Source organism: Thiobacillus sp., from assembly GCF_024708915.1.
Map to the genome: position 1 here is coordinate 1 of NZ_JANJXQ010000094.1, position 19,857 is coordinate 19,857.

At 65.0% G+C, this 19,857-nt stretch carries 21 protein-coding genes and 4 tRNA genes; 7 read left to right on the forward strand and 18 right to left on the reverse strand.

The window, feature by feature from the left end:
* The 12 genes from Q0L94_RS07325 to Q0L94_RS07380 form a co-directional block, all read right to left on the reverse strand.
* Positions 1-137, reverse strand: a 137-nt coding sequence (locus Q0L94_RS07325; RefSeq protein ID WP_296751937.1) for a GTP-binding protein, incomplete at its 3' end; no start/stop codon positions are given.
* Between the two features lie 110 nt (positions 138-247).
* A tRNA-Thr gene (locus tag Q0L94_RS07330) sits at positions 248-322 on the reverse strand.
* A 34-nt stretch (positions 323-356) separates the two neighbouring features.
* Positions 357-430, reverse strand: a tRNA-Gly gene (locus Q0L94_RS07335).
* A gap of 81 nt (positions 431-511) precedes the next feature.
* Positions 512-596: transfer RNA gene (locus Q0L94_RS07340), tRNA-Tyr, on the reverse strand.
* Positions 597-680: 84 nt separating this feature from the next.
* A complete protein-coding gene (gene ychF / locus Q0L94_RS07345; protein WP_296751891.1) occupies positions 681-1,772 on the reverse strand; it encodes a redox-regulated ATPase YchF in 1,092 nt (363 codons plus the stop codon).
* The gene (gene pth / locus Q0L94_RS07350; RefSeq protein WP_296751892.1) at positions 1,769-2,365 is read right to left on the reverse strand and encodes an aminoacyl-tRNA hydrolase; all 597 of its coding nucleotides are present in this window, start codon (positions 2,363-2,365) and stop codon (positions 1,769-1,771) included. The genes ychF and pth overlap by 4 nt, the downstream gene beginning before the upstream one ends.
* 57 nt (positions 2,366-2,422) lie before the next feature.
* Positions 2,423-3,031, reverse strand: a complete 609-nt coding sequence (locus Q0L94_RS07355; protein WP_296751895.1) for a 50S ribosomal protein L25/general stress protein Ctc — start codon at positions 3,029-3,031, stop codon at positions 2,423-2,425.
* A 92-nt stretch (positions 3,032-3,123) separates the two neighbouring features.
* The gene (locus Q0L94_RS07360) at positions 3,124-4,074 is read right to left on the reverse strand and encodes a ribose-phosphate pyrophosphokinase (protein WP_296751897.1); all 951 of its coding nucleotides are present in this window, start codon (positions 4,072-4,074) and stop codon (positions 3,124-3,126) included.
* Between the two features lie 71 nt (positions 4,075-4,145).
* Positions 4,146-4,220 (reverse strand) — tRNA-Gln (locus Q0L94_RS07365).
* Between the two features lie 7 nt (positions 4,221-4,227).
* On the reverse strand, positions 4,228-5,064 hold the full coding sequence (ispE, locus tag Q0L94_RS07370) for a 4-(cytidine 5'-diphospho)-2-C-methyl-D-erythritol kinase (protein ID WP_296751900.1): 837 nt from the start codon (positions 5,062-5,064) through the stop codon (positions 4,228-4,230).
* Positions 5,061-5,609, reverse strand: coding sequence for a lipoprotein insertase outer membrane protein LolB (gene lolB, locus Q0L94_RS07375; protein ID WP_296751903.1), 549 nt, complete (start codon positions 5,607-5,609; stop codon positions 5,061-5,063). Before lolB ends, ispE begins: the two co-directional genes overlap by 4 nt.
* Complete coding sequence (locus tag Q0L94_RS07380) at positions 5,609-7,408, reverse strand: tetratricopeptide repeat protein (RefSeq protein ID WP_296751905.1); 1,800 nt, start codon at positions 7,406-7,408, stop codon at positions 5,609-5,611. Before Q0L94_RS07380 ends, lolB begins: the two co-directional genes overlap by 1 nt.
* A gap of 347 nt (positions 7,409-7,755) precedes the next feature.
* On the opposite strand from Q0L94_RS07380, the gene mutM reads away from it, so the two are divergent.
* Together mutM and Q0L94_RS07390 are read left to right on the forward strand one after the other, a co-directional pair.
* Entirely contained in the window at positions 7,756-8,568 is an 813-nt protein-coding gene (gene mutM / locus Q0L94_RS07385; RefSeq protein ID WP_296751908.1) for a bifunctional DNA-formamidopyrimidine glycosylase/DNA-(apurinic or apyrimidinic site) lyase, read from the forward strand.
* 73 nt (positions 8,569-8,641) lie between these two features.
* Positions 8,642-10,606, forward strand: a complete 1,965-nt coding sequence (locus tag Q0L94_RS07390) for a dynamin family protein (RefSeq protein WP_296751910.1) — start codon at positions 8,642-8,644, stop codon at positions 10,604-10,606.
* A 4-nt stretch (positions 10,607-10,610) separates the two neighbouring features.
* Here Q0L94_RS07390 and Q0L94_RS07395 read toward each other — a convergent pair whose 3' ends face one another.
* From Q0L94_RS07395 to Q0L94_RS07415, 5 genes are read right to left on the reverse strand one after another with little or no spacing between them, the layout of a single operon-like run.
* Positions 10,611-10,862 carry a YfhL family 4Fe-4S dicluster ferredoxin gene (locus tag Q0L94_RS07395; protein WP_018077055.1) on the reverse strand — a complete coding sequence of 84 codons (252 nt, stop codon included), beginning with the start codon at positions 10,860-10,862 and terminating at the stop codon, positions 10,611-10,613.
* A gap of 18 nt (positions 10,863-10,880) precedes the next feature.
* A complete protein-coding gene (gene coaD, locus Q0L94_RS07400; protein WP_296751913.1) occupies positions 10,881-11,363 on the reverse strand; it encodes a pantetheine-phosphate adenylyltransferase in 483 nt (160 codons plus the stop codon).
* Positions 11,364-11,366: 3 nt separating this feature from the next.
* Complete coding sequence (rsmD, locus tag Q0L94_RS07405; RefSeq protein ID WP_296751916.1) at positions 11,367-11,942, reverse strand: 16S rRNA (guanine(966)-N(2))-methyltransferase RsmD; 576 nt, start codon at positions 11,940-11,942, stop codon at positions 11,367-11,369.
* A complete protein-coding gene (locus Q0L94_RS07410; protein ID WP_296751940.1) occupies positions 11,932-13,239 on the reverse strand; it encodes a pitrilysin family protein in 1,308 nt (435 codons plus the stop codon). Before Q0L94_RS07410 ends, rsmD begins: the two co-directional genes overlap by 11 nt.
* 4 nt (positions 13,240-13,243) lie before the next feature.
* Positions 13,244-14,593 carry a pitrilysin family protein gene (locus Q0L94_RS07415; RefSeq protein ID WP_296751943.1) on the reverse strand — a complete coding sequence of 450 codons (1,350 nt, stop codon included), beginning with the start codon at positions 14,591-14,593 and terminating at the stop codon, positions 13,244-13,246.
* Between the two features lie 137 nt (positions 14,594-14,730).
* Here Q0L94_RS07415 and ftsY point away from each other — a divergent pair, with 137 nt between their 5' ends.
* The 5 genes from ftsY (at position 14,731) to Q0L94_RS07440 (ending at position 19,389) form a co-directional block, all read left to right on the forward strand.
* Positions 14,731-15,753, forward strand: a complete 1,023-nt coding sequence (gene ftsY, locus Q0L94_RS07420; RefSeq protein ID WP_296751920.1) for a signal recognition particle-docking protein FtsY — start codon at positions 14,731-14,733, stop codon at positions 15,751-15,753.
* Positions 15,750-16,412 (forward strand): cell division ATP-binding protein FtsE, encoded by a 663-nt coding sequence (ftsE, locus tag Q0L94_RS07425; protein WP_296751923.1) that lies wholly within the window; start codon positions 15,750-15,752, stop codon positions 16,410-16,412. The genes ftsY and ftsE overlap by 4 nt, the downstream gene beginning before the upstream one ends.
* Positions 16,409-17,317 (forward strand): permease-like cell division protein FtsX, encoded by a 909-nt coding sequence (ftsX, locus tag Q0L94_RS07430; RefSeq protein ID WP_296751926.1) that lies wholly within the window; start codon positions 16,409-16,411, stop codon positions 17,315-17,317. Before ftsE ends, ftsX begins: the two co-directional genes overlap by 4 nt.
* An 87-nt stretch (positions 17,318-17,404) precedes the next feature.
* Entirely contained in the window at positions 17,405-18,250 is an 846-nt protein-coding gene (rpoH, locus tag Q0L94_RS07435; protein ID WP_296751930.1) for an RNA polymerase sigma factor RpoH, read from the forward strand.
* Positions 18,251-18,588: 338 nt separating this feature from the next.
* Positions 18,589-19,389, forward strand: a complete 801-nt coding sequence (locus Q0L94_RS07440; protein ID WP_296751932.1) for a DUF3943 domain-containing protein — start codon at positions 18,589-18,591, stop codon at positions 19,387-19,389.
* Between the two features lie 276 nt (positions 19,390-19,665).
* Here the strand turns inward: Q0L94_RS07440 and ccoS are convergent.
* The coding region (gene ccoS / locus Q0L94_RS07445; protein WP_296751935.1) for a cbb3-type cytochrome oxidase assembly protein CcoS at positions 19,666-19,857 on the reverse strand (192 nt) is incomplete at its 5' end.

The window sequence follows — 19,857 nt, forward strand, 5'->3', positions numbered from 1 at the left end:
TTCTTGGCAGCACCGCCAAATTTCTTCGACAGAATGGTGGTGATCGCCGCGGTCAAGGTGGTCTTGCCGTGGTCAACGTGTCCAATCGTGCCTACGTTTACGTGCGGCTTGGTCCGCTCGAATTTTTCCTTAGCCATTTCAAGTACCCCTCAAATTTGCACAAGAACCGATACAGTCAACCACATCAACATCCCGACAACCGCTTTTCAAACCGGCGCGCCGCCATCTTTATCGACACGCAAAAACATGGTGCCCATGGGCAGGATTGAACTGCCGACCTCTCCCTTACCAAGGGAGTGCTCTGCCACTGAGCTACATGGGCCTCGGACTTACTGTCAAATAAGCCCACACAAAACTGGAGCGGGTGAAGGGAATCGAACCCTCGTCTTAAGCTTGGAAGGCTTCAGCTCTACCATTGAGCTACACCCGCAAGGGGTAGACCGTGGCTGTAAAGCCGCCAAAGCGCCAACAACCACGCTCCCCGCTTAGCCCCGCTCGAACTGCAAAAACCTGGTGGTGGGGGAAGGATTCGAACCTTCGAAGGCAGAGCCGTCAGATTTACAGTCTGATCCCTTTGACCGCTCGGGAACCCCACCCAAACGAAGCGCGAAATTATAGGGTCTTTCAGAAGGCCCTGTCAAACACCCCGCATGAAAATTCCCCGCCCCCGGTATTCAATCTCACACGTTGAACAGGAAATTCAGGACGTCTCCATCCTTGACGATGTATTCCTTGCCCTCGGCACGCATCCTGCCGGCCTCCTTGGCGCCCTGCTCGCCCTTGCAGGCGATGAAATCCTCGAACGAGATGGTCTGCGCGCGAATGAAGCCGCGCTCGAAGTCGGTGTGGATGACCCCTGCCGCCTGCGGTGCGGTGTCGCCCTTATGGATAGTCCAGGCGCGCACTTCCTTCACCCCGGCGGTGAAATAGGTCTGCAGACCGAGCAAATCGTAGGCGGCGCGAATCAGGCGATTCAACCCCGGCTCATCCCAGCCGAGTTCCTTCAGGTATTCCACACGCTCCTGCGGCGACAATTCCTGCAGCTCGGCCTCCAGCGCTGCGCAAACCGGCACGACCGGTGCACCCTCTTTTTCGGCAAACGCGCATAGGGCATCGAGCATGGGGTTGTCGTGGAAGCCATCCTCGTCCACATTGGCGACATATAGCGTGGGCTTCACCGTCATCAGGCACAGCGACTTGATCGCCGCCAGCCCCTCCGCATCCAGTCCGGCGGCGCGGGCGGGGCGGCCTTCGTTCAGGGTGGCGACCACGGGCTTCAGGGCGGCAACCATTTTCTGCGCATCCTTGTCGCCAGCCCGGGCGGGTTTCTCATAACGCGCCAGTGCTTTTTCGGCACTCGCCAGATCGGCCAACGCCAGCTCGGTGGCGATGGTTTCCACATCGGACAGCGGGTCGACCTTGCCGGCGACATGGATCACGTTTTCGTCGTGGAAGCAGCGTACCACGTGGCAGATCGCGTCGGTTTCACGAATATTGGCGAGGAACTGGTTGCCCAGCCCCTCGCCTTTGGACGCCCCCGCGACCAGGCCCGCAATATCCACGAACTCGACGATGGCCGGGACAATTTTTTGCGGATTAATGATCTGCGCCAGCGCCGCCAGACGTGGATCGGGCACTTCGACCACGCCGGTATTCGGCTCGATGGTGCAGAAAGGATAGTTTTCCGCTGCGATGCCTGCCTGGGTCAACGCATTGAAAAGCGTGGATTTGCCGACGTTGGGCAATCCGACGATGCCGCATTTGAGACTCATGGGGTTTCCTGTTTGGGTTTGGCTGACGGGTTGGTATTGGCGCGCTGGACAGCCGCGTTCCACTCGCCCTGTTCGATCAGCGGCATGAGGCCGACCGCACGTTCGATCGCTGCGTCGATCTCGGGCTGCTCCTCGCGGCGCGGCGGCTTCAGGACGTAATTCACGACCTCATTGCGGTCGCCGGGATGGCCGATGCCGATGCGCAGCCGCCAGTAATCCTGCGTCCCCAGATGCGAGGTGATGTCTTTCAAGCCGTTGTGCCCGCCCATGCCGCCGCCGAACTTGAGGCGCAACTGGCCGGGCGGGATGTCGAGCTCGTCGTGCACCACCAGAATGTCGGCCGGGGCGATGCGATGAAAGCGCGCAAGCGCGCCGACCGCCTGGCCGGAGCGGTTCATGAAGGTCTGCGGCAGCAGCATCCAGACGTTTCCGGGACGGCGCCCGACAATGCCATGAAAGCGCGACTCGTGCGCCAGCGGCATGCCCCATGCCTGCGCGAGGCGCGCGCAAAACCAAAACCCGGCGTTGTGCCGGGTTTCTTCGTAGTCGCGCCCGGGGTTACCGAGGCCGACAATCAGGCGAGGCGCTGTCATGCCGCACACGGCCCACAATCCACCGGGATGAAAATTCCCGGGAATTGCGCAGCCTGGTTACGCCGCAGGCGCCGCGGGCGCCTCTTCAGCGCCACCACCCCTGGGCGCATTGATCGACGCCACTGCAGGGTTTTCCTGCTTGACGTGGGCAACCAGTTCGACACCTGCGGGCAATTTCAGATCGTTCGCATGGATCGAATGACCGACCTCGAGCTGCCCCATGTCGACTTCGATGAACTCAGGCAGGCTGCCGGGCAGGCACTGCACATCGAGTTCGGTCACGATGTGGTGAGGCTTGCCGCCGCCAGTCTTGACGCCCGGCGCCACGTCGGCATTGAGGAAGTGCAGCGGCACCTTGACGTGGATCTTGTGATCCTTGTCGACGCGCTGGAAGTCGACGTGCAGCACCTGCTGCCTGTAGGGGTGCCATTGGGCGTCGCGCAGCAGCACGGTTTCCTTGGCGCCGTCGACATTCAGGGTCAGCACGGAGGCATGGAAGGCCTCCTTGCGCAGCGCGTGGTACAGCGCGTTGTGGTCCAGCTCGATCTGCACAGGGGCGGCAGTACCGCCGTAGACGATGCCGGGGACCTTGCCCGCGTGACGCAGACGGCGGCTCGCACCCGTACCTTGCAACTCACGCTTGGCGGCGATGACTTCGATATTCATAGGTTTTCTCCAATTAACTGCTTGATGATGCATTGCCGAAAAGGGTCAATGCATGCCCAAAAGCCCCCGCGACCAGGGGCATTCAGCCAGCCCTACTCGATGAAGAGCGAACTGACGGAATCCTCGTTGCTGATGCGGCGGATGGTCTCCGCCAGCAATTCAGCCACCGACAATTGCCGGATTTTCTTGCATGCGCGCGCGTCGTCGCGCAGCGGAATGGTGTCGGTCACCACCAGCTCGTCGAGCGCGGAATTCGTCACGCGTTCGGCGGCGCTGCCGGACAGCACGGCATGGGTGCAATACGCCATGACCTTTTTCGCGCCGTGCTCCTTCAGCGCGGTGGCCGCCTCGCACAGCGTGTTGGCCGTGTCGACCATGTCATCCATGATGATGCAGGTGCGGTCCTTGACGTCGCCGATGATGTGCATCACCTTCGCCACGTTGGGCTTGGGGCGGCGCTTGTCGATGATCGCCAGATCGCATTCCAGCCGCTTGGCGATTGCCCGCGCCCGCACCACCCCGCCGACGTCCGGCGACACCACCATCAGGTTCGGATGGTCGCGCTTCCAGATGTCGCCCAACAGGATCGGACTGGAGTAAATGTTGTCGACCGGGATGTCGAAGAATCCCTGGATCTGGTCCGAATGCAGGTCCATCGTCAGCAAACGGTCTACGCCCACGCCCTGCAGCATGTTGGCCACCACCTTGGCGGTGATCGCCACCCGCGCCGACCGGGTGCGCCGATCCTGCCGCGCGTAGCCGTAATACGGGATCGCCGCGGTGATGCGGGCAGCCGAGGCGCGCTTCAGTGCATCAACCATCACCATCACCTCCATCAGCGTGTCGTTGGTCGGCTGGCAGGTCGACTGCAGCACGAACACATCCTTGCCGCGCACGTTCTCGAGGATTTCGACCATCACCTCGCCATCGGAGAAACGCGACACGGTGGCACGCCCGAGATGGATATTGAGATGACGCACCACATCACTGGCTAAACGCGGGTTGGCATTCCCGCTGAACACCATCAGATTGTCTATGGACACGCGAGTCTCCGGCGTTTTGGCTGGTCCGCACAACAACAAAAACAGCCGCCACTGGCGGCTGTTCGCTTAACTGGCTGGGGAGGCAGGGATCGAACCTGCGAATGTCGGAATCAAAATCCGATGCCTTACCACTTGGCGACTCCCCAATGGGCACTACCCGGCGCAAAAATCGTACAGGGGATGCCTGTCGAGACCCTGCGCCACAAAACCCTGCATCATTTCAGGCAGTTGGCGCAGCACGTCGCGCGCCGTTTCTTCCGTCTCGAATGATGCAAACACACAGGCACCCGAACCGGTCATTCGCGCGTCGCCAAACTGGGCCAGCCATGCGAGATGACGGGCGACTTCAGGATAGCGCTGAACGACCACGGACTGCAGGTCGTTACGACCCATGCCTGCGGAAAAGGGCGCTATTTTGAGGGGTGGCGTGTTGCGTGTCAATTCCGGCGCCGCAAAAATTGCGGCGGTCGGCACCTGCGCCGGCGGCATCAGCACCACATACCACGCTGGCGGTGCGCTAACCGGATGCAGGATTTCGCCCACGCCTTCGGCAAACGCGGTCTGGCCAAACACGAAAACGGGCACGTCGGCGCCTAATTGCAAAGCCAGTTGTTGCAGCGCTTCGCGCGGTAGATTGGCCTGCCACAGGCGGTTCAGTGCGAGCAGCACGGTGGCTGCGTCGGAACTGCCGCCGCCGAGCCCCCCCCCCATCGGCAGCACCTTGTCGAGGCGAATGCCCACTCCGGCGCCTGCCGGTGCATGCGCCTGCAGCAGGCGCGCCGCACGCACGCTCAGATCGCGTTCTTCCGGCACCCCGGGCAGGTCGTCTGCACGCACCACGCGGCCGTCGTCGCGCAATTCAAGATGCACAATATCGGCACGGTCGATCAGGCGAAACACGCTTTGCAGCAGGTGGTAGCCATCGGCCCGCCGACCGACGACGTGCAGGAACAGGTTCAGCTTGGCGGGGGCGGGATAGGCGTGGCTCATTCGGCTTGCCAGTTGTCCGCCACCAGGCGGATTTCCAGCCCCTCGCGCGCCACCACCAGCTTGCGCGGACGCGCATCGGCAGCGTATTGCAGGTAATCGATCACCCAGCCATCCTGTTTGAGCTGCACGATGCGCCCGGCGCCGTCATGCGTGGCCTCGAAGCTGCGCCCGGGGTCGGGGCGCGCCTGCACCCACCATGCCAGGCCCGCCACCGGCAGCGCATAACCGAGCGCCTCGCGCGTCAGGGACTCGGCGTCGGGTGCGCGGCGCGGCGACCGATTCGGCGCTTCAAGCGTCACCCCCTCGGCGTTGCGCACGATGCGCGCCACGCCCTGCCCCAGCGGCGAAATCAGCAATACCTCATCCGCTTCCGCACGGTGCTGCCAGCGGATATTCCCCGACAGGCTCTGTTCGCCCGCCTGGACGCCGATGCGCCCCTGCAGCGTCCAACTGGCGTGGGGCAGCGCAACAGCGGGAACGGAGGGCGGCACCGACGCGCAGCCGGCCGCCAGCATCAGCAGCAATGCCGCCAGCAGATGTCTCATCAGGGTTTCAACCGGCGCAGGGTTTCCAGCAGCACCTCGTTCTGCGGATGGATTTGCAGGCTGGTCTGCCACAGCTTGCCGGCCTCGTCGCGCTGTCCGCGCGCCCATAGCACCTCGCCCAGGTGGGCGGCGATTTCGGGGTCGGGGCGCGCCTTGTAGGCGCGTTCCAGGTATTCCTGCGCACGCGCCAGATCGCCCGAACGGTATTGTGCCCACCCCACGCTATCCAGGATGAAGGGGTCTTCCGGAGCCAGCGCCAGGGCCTTGTCCAGCAGGACGATCGCTTCGGCAAGGCGGCCGGTGCGGTCGGCCAGCGTGTAGCCCAGCGCGTTGTAAGCCTGGGCGTCGCCGGGGCGCAGCGTGATCACGCGACGCAGATCGGCTTCCAGCACGTCCAGCTTGTCGAGCTTTTCCGCAGCCATGGCGCGGTCGTACAGTAAATCCGCCGAATCGGGATAACGCTTGAGCCCCACCGACAGCAGGTCGAAACCTGCCGCATGCGCCTTGCTGTCGCGCAGCAGTTCGGCCTGCGCCTGAATCAGCCGCACGTTTTGCCCGTCGTTTTCACCCTGCGTGGCAGCCAGCAGCGCACGCGCGTCATCATGCCTGCCCGCCTGCGCCAGCAACGCGGCCTGACGCGCGCGCGCGGGAACCAGATAATTACCCGTCTTGACCTCGGCGTAGAAAGCGGCAGCCGCCTCGGGCTGTTTCATCTGCTCGGCCAGCTGCCCCTGGTAGTACCGTACGGTATCCGGGTCGCGCGGGTTGTATTCCAGGGTCTGCGTCAGCAAATCGCGCGCCGCGTCGAAATCGCCCATTTGCATGGACAGCAAACCCGCGGCCAGACTGACTTCGGCATTGCGCGGAAAATCGCCCATCAGACGGGTGAATTCGACGCGCGCTTCGGCGAACTGATTGGCATTGACCAAGGTGCGCGCATAGGTCAGCCGCACGTCACGTGCGCCCGCATGGGTCGCCAGGAAGCCGCGCATGAAGGCCAGCGCATCGGCGCGCGACGTCCTGCCCAGTATCTGCACGCGCAGCAGCGCCGCAGGCTCCCAGCCAGGACGCAGGCTGTCGGCCTGCTGCAAGGCCGCGACGGCTGCATCGAAGCGGCCGGCACTGGCTGCGGCCTGCGCGACGGCAAAGCGCGCTTCCGGCAGTTCCGGATAATCCGCTGCCAGCCGTTCGACCAGATCCAGGGCAGCCTGGGTGTCGCGCAGCTTGCCCGTCAGCGCCGACAGATGCAGAAAGCCGTTGGCCGCATCCTGTTTCAACAGGGTTTTCAGCAAAGGTTCAGCCTCGTCGAAGCGGCCCTCGCCCAGCAACAAGGCCGCCAGGGTCTGCTGTGCGCGTTCCGGGTTCGGCTCCGTCTCTGCCCACAGCCGGGTGGCTTCCAGCGCCCCTGCCTGGTCGCGCGCAAACATCGCGACCTCTACCGCTCGACGGGCTACGCGCGGATCGCGCGTCTGCCGCGCCAGATCGAGATAGGTCGAATTGGCAACGCCGATCGCACCCCGCTGTCCCGCCACCTCGGCCACCAGAAACTTGAACAGGATTTCGGGGGTGAGCGGCTGCCTGGGCAGCGCAGCCTGTGCCTTGGCAGCCGCCTCTGCGGCGGGGTCGGCGACCGCTTCGCCCACTACCACGGCGGATTGCGGCGCCTGCGTTTCCGCGACGACAGCCGGCGCTGCCTGGGTTTCCGCCACCGCAGGCTGCGACGCTTTGACGCCGGGCTGACTGCACGCGGTCGCGAGCGCCAGCGCTGCACAGAGTGGGAGAACGTTGAGGTGGGTCATGTATGTCGCCTTGGTGGAGTCGCTGTCACGATTCTAAGCTTTCGAGGCCTGCCCGCAAGCAAGGTTCACTCGAAATCTGCGCCCGATGAAGCCGCCCCAGTTTCGCATTGCCTGATAGCGCGAACGCCCTGCCGGCGCCGCCGGGCCACAGCGGCAGAGGAGAATGCGCCTGTCCAATATCCGGGCACGCCGGAAATCGGTCCGGCGCAGGGGTGAAATGCGCGTTAACAGGCCCTAGAATAGGGGTCCGGTCCGGCTCCGGCTTGCGGAGACCCCCTGTATGAACGATGCCGACCTTGCATCGACGCCCTGTTTACTGCCACGCCGTACTCGATCCCGATCGCGCCATGCCTGAATTACCCGAAGTCGAAACCACCCGTCTGGGTCTGTTGCCGCGTCTACAGGGTCGTACGCTCGCGCGCATCGCGATACGCAACCCGCGTCTGCGCTGGCTGGTACCGGACGATCTGGAAACGCGGCTGGCAGGGCTGATGCTCAGGGAAATCAATCGGCGCGGCAAATACCTGCTGTTCGACTTTGGCGCGGCGACCCAGATCGTGCATCTGGGCATGTCGGGCAGCCTGCGCTTTGCCGAGCCCGGCGAGCCCGCCGCCCTGCACGACCATATCGACTGGCTGTTCGACGACGGCACCACGCTGCGGCTGCGCGACCCACGCCGCTTCGGCGCGGTGCTGTGGACTCACGACGCGACACGGCATCCGCTGCTGGCCCATCTCGGGCCGGAACCGCTGACTCCGGCGTTCGACGCAGCCTACCTGCACGCGCAGTGTCAACGCCGCAATACCGCCATCAAGCAGGTCATCATGGATGCCGGGGTCGTGGTCGGCGTCGGCAACATCTACGCGTCCGAGTCGCTGTTTCACGCCGGAATCCGTCCCGCCACCGCCGCGCGCCGCCTCAGCCGCCCTGCCTGCGCGCGGCTGGCAGCGGCGATCAAGCAGGTGCTGACAGCGGCCATCGCCGCAGGCGGCAGCTCGCTGCGCGATTACGTCCACAGCAGCGGCGAACTCGGCTATTTCCAGTTGCAGACACGGGTCTACGACCGCGCCGGCCAGCCATGCCGGGTCTGCGCCACCCCGATACGCCGCATCGTGCAGGGCCAGCGTGCGAGCTTCTACTGTCCCGGCTGCCAGCATTGAGCCGCCGCCGCCTCGATCAAGTTTGTCATTATCATGTCGCTAACTGACCGTGACTTACCCGGTGATCCCCCGCATGAAACCGACCGCCCTGGTTGACGAATTCGAGCGTTACAGCGCCTGGCGCGATGCCGTGTACGTGCGCATCGAAGCGCTGCGCGACTGGCTCGACACGCAGCAACTGGGCGACGCCGAATCCGCGATGCGGCTTGGCCAGCTGCTGGGCCGCCTGCAGGAAGACACGCTGAACGTGGCCTTCGTCGCCGAGTTTTCGCGCGGCAAGTCCGAGCTGATCAACGCAATTTTCTTTTCGGATTACCGCCAGCGCGTGCTGCCGTCGTCCGCCGGGCGCACCACCATGTGTCCCACCGAACTGTATTACACCCCTACCCAGCGGCCGTCGCTGCGGCTGCTGCCGATCGACACCAGAACCCGCGCGGGCGGCATCGGCGACTTCAAGCGCGACGCTGCCGCCTGGACCGAATTTCCGCTCAACCTCGATTCCGCTGACGACATGAGCGCGACGCTGATGCGGCTGGCCGACACCGTCGACGTCGACGCGGCCACCGCCGAGGCCTACGGCCTGCTCAACCCGCTGGACGAGGAAGCCGCGCGCAACCTGGCGCGCGGCGGCAGCATTACGATCCCGCGCTGGCGCCACGCGCTGATCAATTTTCCGCATCCGCTGCTGAAGCAGGGTCTGGTCATTCTCGACACGCCGGGGCTCAACGCCATCGGCACCGAGCCGGAACTGACGCTCAACCTGCTGCCCAACGCCCATGCGGTGCTGTTCCTGCTGGCCGCCGACACCGGGGTCACCAAATCGGACATCGAAATCTGGCGCCAGCACATCGCGCCGATACACGCCGCCAGCCGTGCCCGGCTGGTGGTACTGAACAAGATCGACGGGCTGTGGGACGAACTCAGGACGCCGCCCGAAATCGACGCCGAAATCGCCAAACAGGTGGCCGGCAGCGCTGCGCTGCTCGACCTGCCGGCCACCCAGGTTTACCCGGTGTCGGCGCACAAGGCATTGGTCGCCAAGGTGCGTGGCGATGCAGCGCTGCTGGCGAAAAGCCGGCTGCCTGAGTTGGAGGCGGCCCTGACCCAGGAACTGCTCCCCTGCAAGCAGGCGCTGGTCAGCGACTCGGCCCAGGCGGTGGTGGAGGACGTTGTGATCAAGGCCACCGAGCTCTTGGAAACGCGGCTCGCCGGCATCCAGGATCAGGTCGAGGAATTGCAGGGGCTGCGCGGCAAGAACCGCGACGTCATCCAGCACATGATGGTCAAGGCCAACGAAGACAAGCAGCAGTTCGAGCATGGCCTGCAGCAGTTCAACGCGCTGCGCAATGTGTACGCCTCGCAGGTCGATGCGCTGCGCCAGCGGCTGGGCATGCGGACGCTGAGCGGCGAGGTGCGCCGCGTCCGGCAGGCGATGGAGGAAAGCCGCTTCAGCACCGGCCTGCTCGATGCGATGGGGCGTTTCTTCCGCCAGCTGGACGGCAATCTGGATGCCTCTGCTGCGCTGATTCAGGAAATCCGCGCCATGATGACGGCGATGTACCAGAAATTCAGCGACGAACACGGGCTGGCGGCGGTCAGCCCGCCCGACCACAGCCTGCGCAAATACCACAAGGAAATGGCGCGGCTGGAACGCATCTTCGACGAACGCTTCAACACCGTGTTCAAGATGCTGACCGTGGGCCAGAGTCAGCTGACCGCGCGCTTTTTCGAAACGCTCGCCAGCAAGGTGGTGCAGGTATTCGAGCTGGCCAACAGCGAGACCGAAGCCTGGCTGAAGGCGCTGATCGCACCGATGGAAACCCAGGTGCGGGAACACAAGAGCCAGCTGAAGCGCCGGCTGGATAGCGTCAGCCGCATTCATGCCGCGACCGAAACGCTGGACGAACGCATCGCCGAACTGGAAGCGTCAAGCGGAACCGTGAGCGATCAACTGGAGCATCTGGCACGCATCAACCTGCGCGTCGCCGATGTCCTGACCGGCGAACCGGGCGAGGCGCAGCTGGCCAGAATGGCCTGAGCGTTTACTTGCCGGCGGTCAGGCGCAGGAACTTCTCCTGCAATTGCTCCCGCGTTTCAGGGTAATCCGGATTCAGCGGAATGCAGTCGACCGGGCACACCTCCACGCATTGCGGCGTATCGAAGTGGCCAACGCACTCGGTGCATTTGTTGGGATCGATGATGTAGATCTCATCACCCTGGGAAATGGCTTCGTTGGGGCATTCGGGCAGGCAGACGTCGCAATTGATGCATTCGTCCGTGATCATCATCGACATGGCGTTCTCCGGGTCATATCAGTTTCTGCTTATTTTCTCACTTAATCGCTGCGCCACCAATGGGTGGACGAAGGGCGTCACGTCGCCGCCCAGCTGCGCGATCTCGCGGATCATGCTGGCGGAAATGAACATGTATTGATCCGACGGCGTGAGGAACAGCGTTTCGATATCGGGCTTCAGATTGCGGTTCATCCCGGCCAGCTGGAATTCGTATTCGAAGTCGGACGCCGCGCGCAACCCCCGCAACACCGCAATCGCCCCCTGTTCGGCAACAAAGTCGATCAGCAGTCCGGAAAAACCTTCCACCCGCACCTGCGGTACGTCGGCCAGCACGTCGCGCGTCATCGCCACCCGTTCCTCCATGCTGAAAAAAGGCCGTTTGTTGCGCGACTCGGCCACCGCGACGACGACATGATCGAACAGCCGCACCGCACGCCGCACCAGGTCTTCATGGCCGCGCGTGATGGGATCGAAAGTACCGGGATAGACAGCAGTCAGCATCGCTTATTCCTTGACGAGGAGCGCAAAATGCGAGCGCCCCGCGCGCCCGCTGCGGTGGACGATCAGCCCCGCTGGCGCGACCACCGGAGCAGCCTGCTCGATATACGCCTGGCCGCTGGATTTGAGATGAGGCGCCAGTTCGGCGAGCACCGTCCCGGCCAGTCCGCTGTCGAACGGCGGGTCGACGAAAATCAGGTCGAAGGTTTCGCGGCTGTTCGCCAGCCAGGCCAGCGCATCGGCCCGCAGGATGTCGACCTGACTGGCGCCGAGCGTGACGCGGTTTTTTTCCAGCGCGCCGACCGCCCTGGGATCGCGCTCGATCATGACGACGCGCCCCGCCCCGCGCGAAGCCGCCTCGAAACCCAGCGCGCCGCTGCCGGCAAACAGATCCAGGCAAGCCCAGCCGGGCAGATCCTGCCCCAGCCAGTTGAACAGCGTCTCGCGCACGCGGTCGGGGGTCGGACGCAAGCCGGCGCCGTCGGGAAATTCCAGCAGCCGCCGACGGTATTGCCCGCCGATGATGCGCACGTGGTTGGGCGCGCCGTGCGCCCGCTGCGGCGGCGCGCGCTTAGCGAGCACTGCCCGCCCCCACCACCACAGTCACCAGCTTGTCGGGGTCGATGCGGCGGGCAAACGCCTGTTTCACCGCCGCCACGTCGACTGCCTCGACTTTGCCGACCCAGGTATCCAGATAATCCAGCGGCAGCCGGTAAAAGCCGATCACCGCCAGGTAATCGAGGATTTTCCTGTTGCTGTCGATGCGCAACGGGAATCCGCCGGTGAGATTGGATTTGGCCTGGTCGAGTTCAGCTTCGCTGGGGCCGTCGGCGATGAACTGCCGCAGCGTCGCCTGCGCCACCTCGAGCGCGTCGTCGGTCTGCTCCAGCTTGGTCTGCAGGCCGAGCTGGAACGGCCCGGCCTCGGCCATCGGCATGAAATAGCTGTAGGCGCTGTAGGCGTAGCCGCGCTTGTCGCGCACCTCGCGCATCAGCCGCGAATCGAAGCCGCCGCCGCCCAGCACATAATTGCCGACGAACAGCGGAAAGAAATCGGGATCGTTGCGCGCCATGCCCACCGCCCCGACCAGCACATGGCTTTGCGTGGAAGGATGGGCAATGCGCGCGTCGGATGCTGCTGCCGGCGCGGGGCCGGGCAGCGGCGCCACCGCCGCGGCCTTGGACAGGCCGGCCGCCAGGCGCGCGGCGATGGCCTCGGCCTCGGCGCGGGGAATGTCGCCGACCAGCGAAATCACGGCGTTGGGTGCGCTGTAATGCGCGCGATAAAACGCCTGCAGGTCGCTCCGCGTCAGCCGCGCAATGGCGGCAGGGTCGCCCGCCTCGTCGTGCGCATAAGGGTGCGTGCCGTAGAGCGCCCGATAAAACGCCTTGCCGGCGACCGTGCCGGGATCGGCTTCGGCTTCGCGGATGGCGGCAATCAGGCGCTGTTTCTCGCGCTTGATCACCGCCTGCGGAAAATCGGGCCGTTGCAGCACGTGCGCCAGTATCTCGAGCGCTGCCGCCTTTTCGCTGGCGGACGACAGGGTGCGTAGCGCGACGCCGGCACGGTCGCGGTCGAAATTCCCCGACAGCACGGCCCCGACATCGGCCAGGCGATGCGCGATGGCGGTATCGGAAAGGCCGCCCGCGCCTTGATCGAGCAGTCCGTGCGTCAGATGGGCAAGCCCCGTCTTGCCGGCGGGATCGCGCGCGCTGCCGGCGGAGAAATCCACCGAGATATCGAGCATCGGCAACTCGCGGCTTTCGACGAAGACCACCCGCGCGCCCTGCGGCGTTTGCCAGTGCTGGATGGCCAGCGCGGCCTGCGCCGACAGCGGCAGACCGAGCAACAGGACAAAAAAGAAGCGTTGCATTGACATGGCTTTAATTGACATGGCGCACTCCCGGCACGGCGGTGCGCTGCGCCTTGGCCTGGAGGGGCTGCGGGTCGAGCTCGGCCACGCTCAGCCGGTCGTCCTGCAGCCATTGCCGGGCGGCGGCCTGCACTTCCTGGGCGGTCACCGCACGCAACTTGTCGGCCCGGCGCGCCAGCGCCTCGGGCGGCAGGCCGGCGGTCACGTACTCGCCCAGCTGCATGGCCTGATAAAACAGCGAATCGCGCTGATAGACGTCGGCCGCGATGACCTGCGCCTTGACCCGTGCGAGTTCCGCCTGGTCGATGCCGTCGCGCTGGATGCGCCGCACCTCCTCGCGGACGGCCTTTTCCAGCGCCGCCACCGATGTGCCCGGCGCCGGTGTCGCGTCGACCATGAACATGCCCGGTCCGCGTGCAATGGCGTCGTAACCCGCGCTCGCGTTCACCGCGATCTGCCGGGTCTTGACCAGCGATTTTTGCAGCCGCGCCGAATCGTTGCCGGAGAGCACGCCCGCGAGAACCTGCAGCGCGTACGGCGCAGTATCCTGCTCCCAATCCTTGAGCGTGGGCGCATGCCAGGCCATCAGCAGATAGGGCAGCTGCGCCGGCGCCTTGACCACGATGCGTTTCTCGCCGAGCTGCGCAGGCTCGTCCTGCGGCTTGCGCGGCGGCAGCGCACGCGCCGGCAGCGCACCGAAATGGCGTTTGGCCAGTTCGATCACCTCGCCGGCCTTGACGTCGCCCGCCACCACCAGCGTCGCGTTGTTGGGCGCATACCAGCGCGCATACCAGTCGCGCGCGTCCTGCCCGGTCATGTTCGAGAGATCGTCCATCCAGCCGATGATGGGGCGGCGGTAGGGATGCGCCTGGTAAGCCGCCGCCATCAGGCGCTCGTACACCACCGATTGCGGCTGGTCGTCGGTGCGCAGCCGGCGCTCTTCCATCACCACCTGGATTTCCTTGGCGAACAGCGCGTCGCTGATGACGAGATTGGCCATGCGGTCGGCCTCCAGCTGCATCGACAGCGCCAGCCGGTCTTTCTGCATCTGCTGGAAATACGCGGTGTGATCGCGGCTGGTAAAGGCGTTTTCGCGGCCGCCGGCGGCGGCGATGCGCTTGGAGAACTCGCCCGGCGGCACCGTCTGCGTGCCCTTGAACATCATGTGTTCGAGCACGTGCGCCACGCCGGTGGTGCCGTTGAATTCGTCCAGCGATCCCGCGCGGTACCACACCTGCGACACCATCACCGGCGCGCGGTGGTCTTCCTGCACGATCACCCGCAACCCATTGTCCAGTGTGACATCCGTCACCGCCGCCTGTGCGCTGCCCACCAGCAGCGCCAGCAACATTCCCCGCATGCCGACCATGTCGTTCACCTCCGATTGAATGCATCCCAAGGATGCCGGTCCACTGTTGGCCGAAGCCCGTGTGGAGTCGACTGCCTGAATGATAAGATACCGCGTCCGTCAAACAGCTGTGCTGACCGCCTTTATCCGTGTTTAGTTTCTTCAAGTCCAAACCGCCCGCCGCCGAACCGGCCGTCCCTGACGCGCCGACCGAAGCCGTCGCCCCGCAGCCGGTCGAGTCGCGCCCCGGCTGGGCGCAACGGCTGAAGCAGGGGCTCGCCAAAACCCGCGGCCGGCTGGGCGGCCAGCTTTCCAGCCTGTTCGGTGTCGGGCGCAAGATCGACGCCGAGCTGTTCGAGGAACTCGAAACCATCCTCATCACCGCCGATGTCGGCGTCGATGCCACCCACGCCCTGCTCGACACCCTGCAGAAGAAGGTGCGGCGCGAGGGGCTGACCGAGGCGTCCGATCTGCAGACCGCGTTGAAGCAGGCGCTGGTCGACCTGCTGACCCCGCTGCAGGCGCCGCTCGACGTCACCGCGCACAAGCCCTTCATCCTCATGCTGGCCGGCGTCAATGGCGCCGGCAAGACCACCACCATCGGCAAACTCGCCAAGCTGTACCAGGCACAGGGCCTGTCGGTGCTGCTGGCGGCGGGCGATACCTTCCGCGCCGCCGCGCGCGAGCAGCTGCAGGTCTGGGGCGAGCGCAACAACGTCACCGTGGTGAGCCAGGAAAAAGGCGATTCCGCCGCGGTGATTTTCGACGCCATCCAGGCCGCTCGGGCGCGCAGCATCGACGTGGTGCTGGCCGACACCGCCGGCCGCCTGCCGACCCAGCTGCACCTGATGGAAGAGATCAGGAAGGTCAAGCGGGTGATCGAAAAAGCCGCGCCCGGCGCGCCGCACGAAGTGCTGCTGGTGCTCGATGCCAACACCGGACAGAACGCGGTGGCGCAGGTCAAGGCATTCGACGATGCGCTCGGCGTCACCGGCCTCGTGCTCACCAAGCTCGACGGCACCGCCAAGGGCGGCGCCATCGCCGCCATCGCCCAGGCTCGGTCAGGCCCGGCACAGCCGATCCCGGTGCGCTATATCGGCGTAGGCGAAGGCGTCGACGACCTGCGGCCGTTCGACGCGCGCGAGTTCGTCGAGGCGGTGTTCGCCGCATGATCGGCTTCAGCCAGGTCACCAAGCGCTACCCCGGCGGGCACGAGGCCCTGTCCGGCGTCGATCTCGCCATCGAGCAGGGCGAACTGGTTTTCCTGACCGGGCATTCCGGCGCCGGCAAGAGCACCCTGCTGAAGCTCATCGCCGCCATCGAGCGGCCCACCAGCGGGGTGGTGTCGGTCAGCGGTCAGAACATCAACCGTCTGTCGCGGCGCGCCGTGCCGTATCTGCGCCGCAACATCGGCCTGGTGTTCCAGGATCACAAACTGCTGTTCGACCGCAACGTGATCGACAACGTGGTGCTGCCGCTCGACATCGCCGGTTTCGACCGCCGCGAGTCGCTCAAGCGCGCACGCGCGGTGATCGACAAGGTCGGCCTGTTGAAGCGCGAGAAGGCCAACCCGGTCAGCCTTTCGGGCGGCGAACAGCAGCGCCTGTGCATCGCCCGCGCGCTGGTAAGCCGCCCCGCCCTGCTGCTGGCCGACGAGCCCACCGGCAATCTCGATGCCGGCTATGCCGCCGACATCATGGCGATGTTCCGCGACTTCCATCAGGTCGGCACCACGCTGGTGATCGCCACCCACGACGAGCGCGCCATCTCGGCGCTGGGCGGCCGCACGCTGCATCTGGATCACGGCAAGGTCGCGGAGGCGACGCCATGATCGGCTGGCTGCGCCACCAGAAACATGCGCTCGCTGCCGCGCTGGCCCGCCTGCTCGGGCAACCGGTCGGCACGTTCCTGACCGCGTTGGCGATGGGCGTGGCGATCAGCCTGCCCAGCGGGCTGTATCTGGCGCTCGGCAATCTTGGCCGGCTGGCGGGCGACCTGCCGGCGCAGCCGGAAATCAGCGTGTTCCTCGACGCCGATGCGTCGGCCGCGCACAAGCTGGCCATCGCCGGGCGGCTGCAGCAGCCGGATATCGCGCAGGCCCGTTATGTGCCGAAAGAGGACGCGCTTGCCGCGCTCAGTGCGGCACAGGATCTGGCCGACATCACCGCCGGCCTGGCGCAGAACCCGCTGCCGGACGCCTGGGTGGTGCATGCCCGGGCAAGCTCACGCGAGGAACTGGCACGGGTGGCGGCCGATCTGGCCAGGCTGCCGGGCGTGGCTGAAACCCACCTCGACAGCCAGTGGGCCGAGCGCCTGCAGGCCGCACTCGTCATCGGACGCAGCGTCGTATGGCTGCTGGCCGGACTGTTCGCCATCGCGCTCATCGCCATCTCGGGCAACGCCATCCGCGCGCTGGTTCTGGCCCGCCGCGACGAAATCCAGGTCAGCCGCCTGATCGGCGCCACCGACCGCTACATTCGCCGCCCCTTCCTTTACCTCGGGGCGCTGCAAGGCCTGCTGGGGGGACTGGCAGCGGGCGGCGTGCTGGCGCTGGCAGCCTGGGTGCTGCGCGCGCCCGTCGAGCAGCTGGCAGGCTTGTACGGCTCCACTTTTCATCTGCTGCCGCCGACAGCGGCCGAAATGGCCGTTGTACTGGGACTGACCACCCTGTCTGGCTGGCTTGGCGCCTGGCTCACGGTGACGCGCACGCTCCGCCAGGTCATGGCGGCACGCTGATTTCATTGCCACTTGCGGAACCCTCCGCCCCCTTAGCACTCTTATGCCGTGAGTGCTAAAATCATTTGCAAGGGAGTATTCGCAACCATGAGCCAAACCATCGCTTTACCCATACCTGCAGCCTACAGCCTGGATAGTTACATCCAGACGGTCAACCGCTATCCCATGCTCAGTCTGGAGGACGAGCAGCGCCTGGCGCGTGCCTGGCACGACAAGCAGGACGTCGAGGCAGCGCGCCAGCTGGTGGTCTCCCACCTGCGCGTGGTGGTCAGCGTGGCGCGGCATTATCTGGGCTATGGCCTGCCGCATGCCGACCTCATCCAGGAAGGCAATGTCGGCCTGATGAAGGCCGTGAAGCGCTTCGACCCCGATCGCGGCGTGCGCCTGGTGTCGTTCGCACTGCACTGGATCCGCGCCGAAATCCACGAATACGTGCTGAAAAACTGGCGTCTGGTCAAGGTGGCGACCACCAAGCCGCAGCGCAAACTGTTTTTCAACCTGCGCAGCCTGAAACAGTCGCTTAAAGCCCTGACGGTGCAGGAAGCCGACGCCATGGCGCGCGAACTCAACGTCAGCCGCAAGGACGTGCTGGAAATGGAAACCCGCCTGTCGGGACACGATGTGTCGATCGACCCGATGGTGGACGACGGCGAAGAGGGCTACAACCCGCTGGCGCATCTGGCGAGCCCGGACGAAAACCCGGCGCAGCTGCTGGAGCGCGAGCAGACCGAACGCCTGCTCCATAGCGGTCTGGCCGCCGCGCTGGAGAACCTGGACGAACGCAGCCGCCGCATTATCGAAGCGCGCTGGCTGACCGAGGACGCAGCCGCGACCCTGCACGAGCTCGCTGCCGAGTATGGCGTGTCGGCCGAGCGCATACGCCAGATCGAAGCACGCGCCCTGCAAAAAATGCGCGCCGCGATCCCCGCCTGATCCGCTTTCCCGACGCCTTCCAGCCATCTTGCAGGGCCCGGGAATACGGGCTCCTGGGCTACCGCCCTCTTCGGCGCTGCGACCGATCCCACCCGGTTCGATCCTGTACAATCTTCGGAGCACTTGCCACCTTGGTGTCTCCATGCTGACAGCACCCCCATATCGCATGGCCGGTTCCGGTTATCCGGGCGCCCACGCCAGGATATCCGCGGTGCGCTCGTGTAGCGCTCGAAGCGGAGCCGCACAAGCGGGGCTACGCCGCCTGCTCTGCGCTTGCCTCGGCTGCGCTGTCAGCCTGCCCGCAGCAGGCAGCTCGATGGCCGCCGAACCGGCCGAATTTGCCGCTACGGCGGGCGTGGCTGCGCCCCGCACTGCCGGCGGAATCCCAGGACACGCCCGCCGGCAGCCCCGATCCGGCAGCACAGGAAGACCCGGCAACCCAGCCCTACGGATACCGCTGGCGCGGGCCACTGGACGCCCAGCCGGACTGGCAGGGTGTCAGCCGCGATGCCGCCTATTTCCTCGGTTACCAATTTGTCGGCGTGGCCGTGCTGTACCTGGCCCCGGAAAGCATCTCGGGCTGGGATAGCGAAGCGAAACAGAACTACAGCTTCAGCAAGTGGCGCAACAATGTCAGCAAACCGGTGTGGGACACCGACCGCTGGTGGATCAATTACGTCCTGCATCCTTACTGGGGCGGCGCTTATTACATACAGGCACGGGAGCGCGGTCTGGAGCGGGCTCAGGCGTTTCTGTATTCCGCGCTGCTATCGACAATCTGGGAGTACGGCGCCGAAGCGCTGGCCGAACCCGTCTCCATCCAGGATCTGGTGGTGACGCCGGTGGTCGGCGCGCTCGTCGGCGAGTATATTTTTTCCCCGCTACGCGAGCGTATCCGCGCCAAACCCGGGAAACTCGACTGGGCGGACAAGGCCACCTTGTTCATCACCGATCCGCTGGGTGTGCTGAGTGCGGAAACCGACCGTTTGCTGGGAGTGAAAACGACATTGCGCCTGCAGCCCATCGGCCAGCGCATGCCTGCACTGGCCACAGGAATCGGCGACGCACCCTTGGGTACGCGAGCATCTTCGCGCAGTACTGCGCCGGTATGGGGCCTGCAATTCAGCGCCGACTGGTAGCGCCCGCATTGCGTGCATCGGACTCGGATGCCGCGAAGTCCGGTAGGGCCGGAGCCTTGCGGAAACCCGCATGTGCACCCGGCAAAACAAAAAAGCCCCGCTGTTGCAGGGCTTTTTTGTTTTGCGGATCAATTCAGAACAAGGAACCGATCACCACGGAAAGAATGCTGATCCATGACCAGACGATCAGTGCTACCACCACCACCATGGGAAAACCCTGAAAAGTCAGAAGCTGTTTCATTGTGCGTACTCCATTCAAAGTTGATCGATTTTAATTTACTTGTGCGCGTTTGTGTACGTGTTCCCGTTTTGGCCGTCATCCTTGCGGCTCAAGCGGCGGGTCGGCAGCAAAGGGTCGTCGTCGTCCATCAGGATGCGCTCGGCCGGCCCTTCGAGGTCGTCGAACTGGCCGCTTTTGATCGACCAGAACACCCCCACGATGATCAGCAGCACGAATACCCCCGACAG

What these genes read in the sequence shown, in the direction of transcription:
- ychF (WP_296751891.1), bottom strand. Translation starts at nt 1,772, where the DNA reads ATGAGTCTCAAATGCGGCATCGTCGGATTGCCCAACGTCGGCAAATCC.
- pth (WP_296751892.1), bottom strand. Translation starts at nt 2,365, where the DNA reads ATGACAGCGCCTCGCCTGATTGTCGGCCTCGGTAACCCCGGGCGCGAC.
- Q0L94_RS07355 (WP_296751895.1), bottom strand. Translation starts at nt 3,031, where the DNA reads ATGAATATCGAAGTCATCGCCGCCAAGCGTGAGTTGCAAGGTACGGGT.
- ispE (WP_296751900.1), bottom strand. Translation starts at nt 5,064, where the DNA reads ATGAGCCACGCCTATCCCGCCCCCGCCAAGCTGAACCTGTTCCTGCAC.
- lolB (WP_296751903.1), bottom strand. Translation starts at nt 5,609, where the DNA reads ATGAGACATCTGCTGGCGGCATTGCTGCTGATGCTGGCGGCCGGCTGC.
- Q0L94_RS07380 (WP_296751905.1), bottom strand. Translation starts at nt 7,408, where the DNA reads ATGACCCACCTCAACGTTCTCCCACTCTGTGCAGCGCTGGCGCTCGCG.
- mutM (WP_296751908.1), top strand. Translation starts at nt 7,756, where the DNA reads ATGCCTGAATTACCCGAAGTCGAAACCACCCGTCTGGGTCTGTTGCCG.
- Q0L94_RS07390 (WP_296751910.1), top strand. Translation starts at nt 8,642, where the DNA reads ATGAAACCGACCGCCCTGGTTGACGAATTCGAGCGTTACAGCGCCTGG.
- Q0L94_RS07395 (WP_018077055.1), bottom strand. Translation starts at nt 10,862, where the DNA reads ATGTCGATGATGATCACGGACGAATGCATCAATTGCGACGTCTGCCTG.
- coaD (WP_296751913.1), bottom strand. Translation starts at nt 11,363, where the DNA reads ATGCTGACTGCTGTCTATCCCGGTACTTTCGATCCCATCACGCGCGGC.
- Q0L94_RS07410 (WP_296751940.1), bottom strand. Translation starts at nt 13,239, where the DNA reads ATGTCAATGCAACGCTTCTTTTTTGTCCTGTTGCTCGGTCTGCCGCTG.
- Q0L94_RS07415 (WP_296751943.1), bottom strand. Translation starts at nt 14,593, where the DNA reads ATGCGGGGAATGTTGCTGGCGCTGCTGGTGGGCAGCGCACAGGCGGCG.
- ftsE (WP_296751923.1), top strand. Translation starts at nt 15,750, where the DNA reads ATGATCGGCTTCAGCCAGGTCACCAAGCGCTACCCCGGCGGGCACGAG.
- ftsX (WP_296751926.1), top strand. Translation starts at nt 16,409, where the DNA reads ATGATCGGCTGGCTGCGCCACCAGAAACATGCGCTCGCTGCCGCGCTG.
- rpoH (WP_296751930.1), top strand. Translation starts at nt 17,405, where the DNA reads ATGAGCCAAACCATCGCTTTACCCATACCTGCAGCCTACAGCCTGGAT.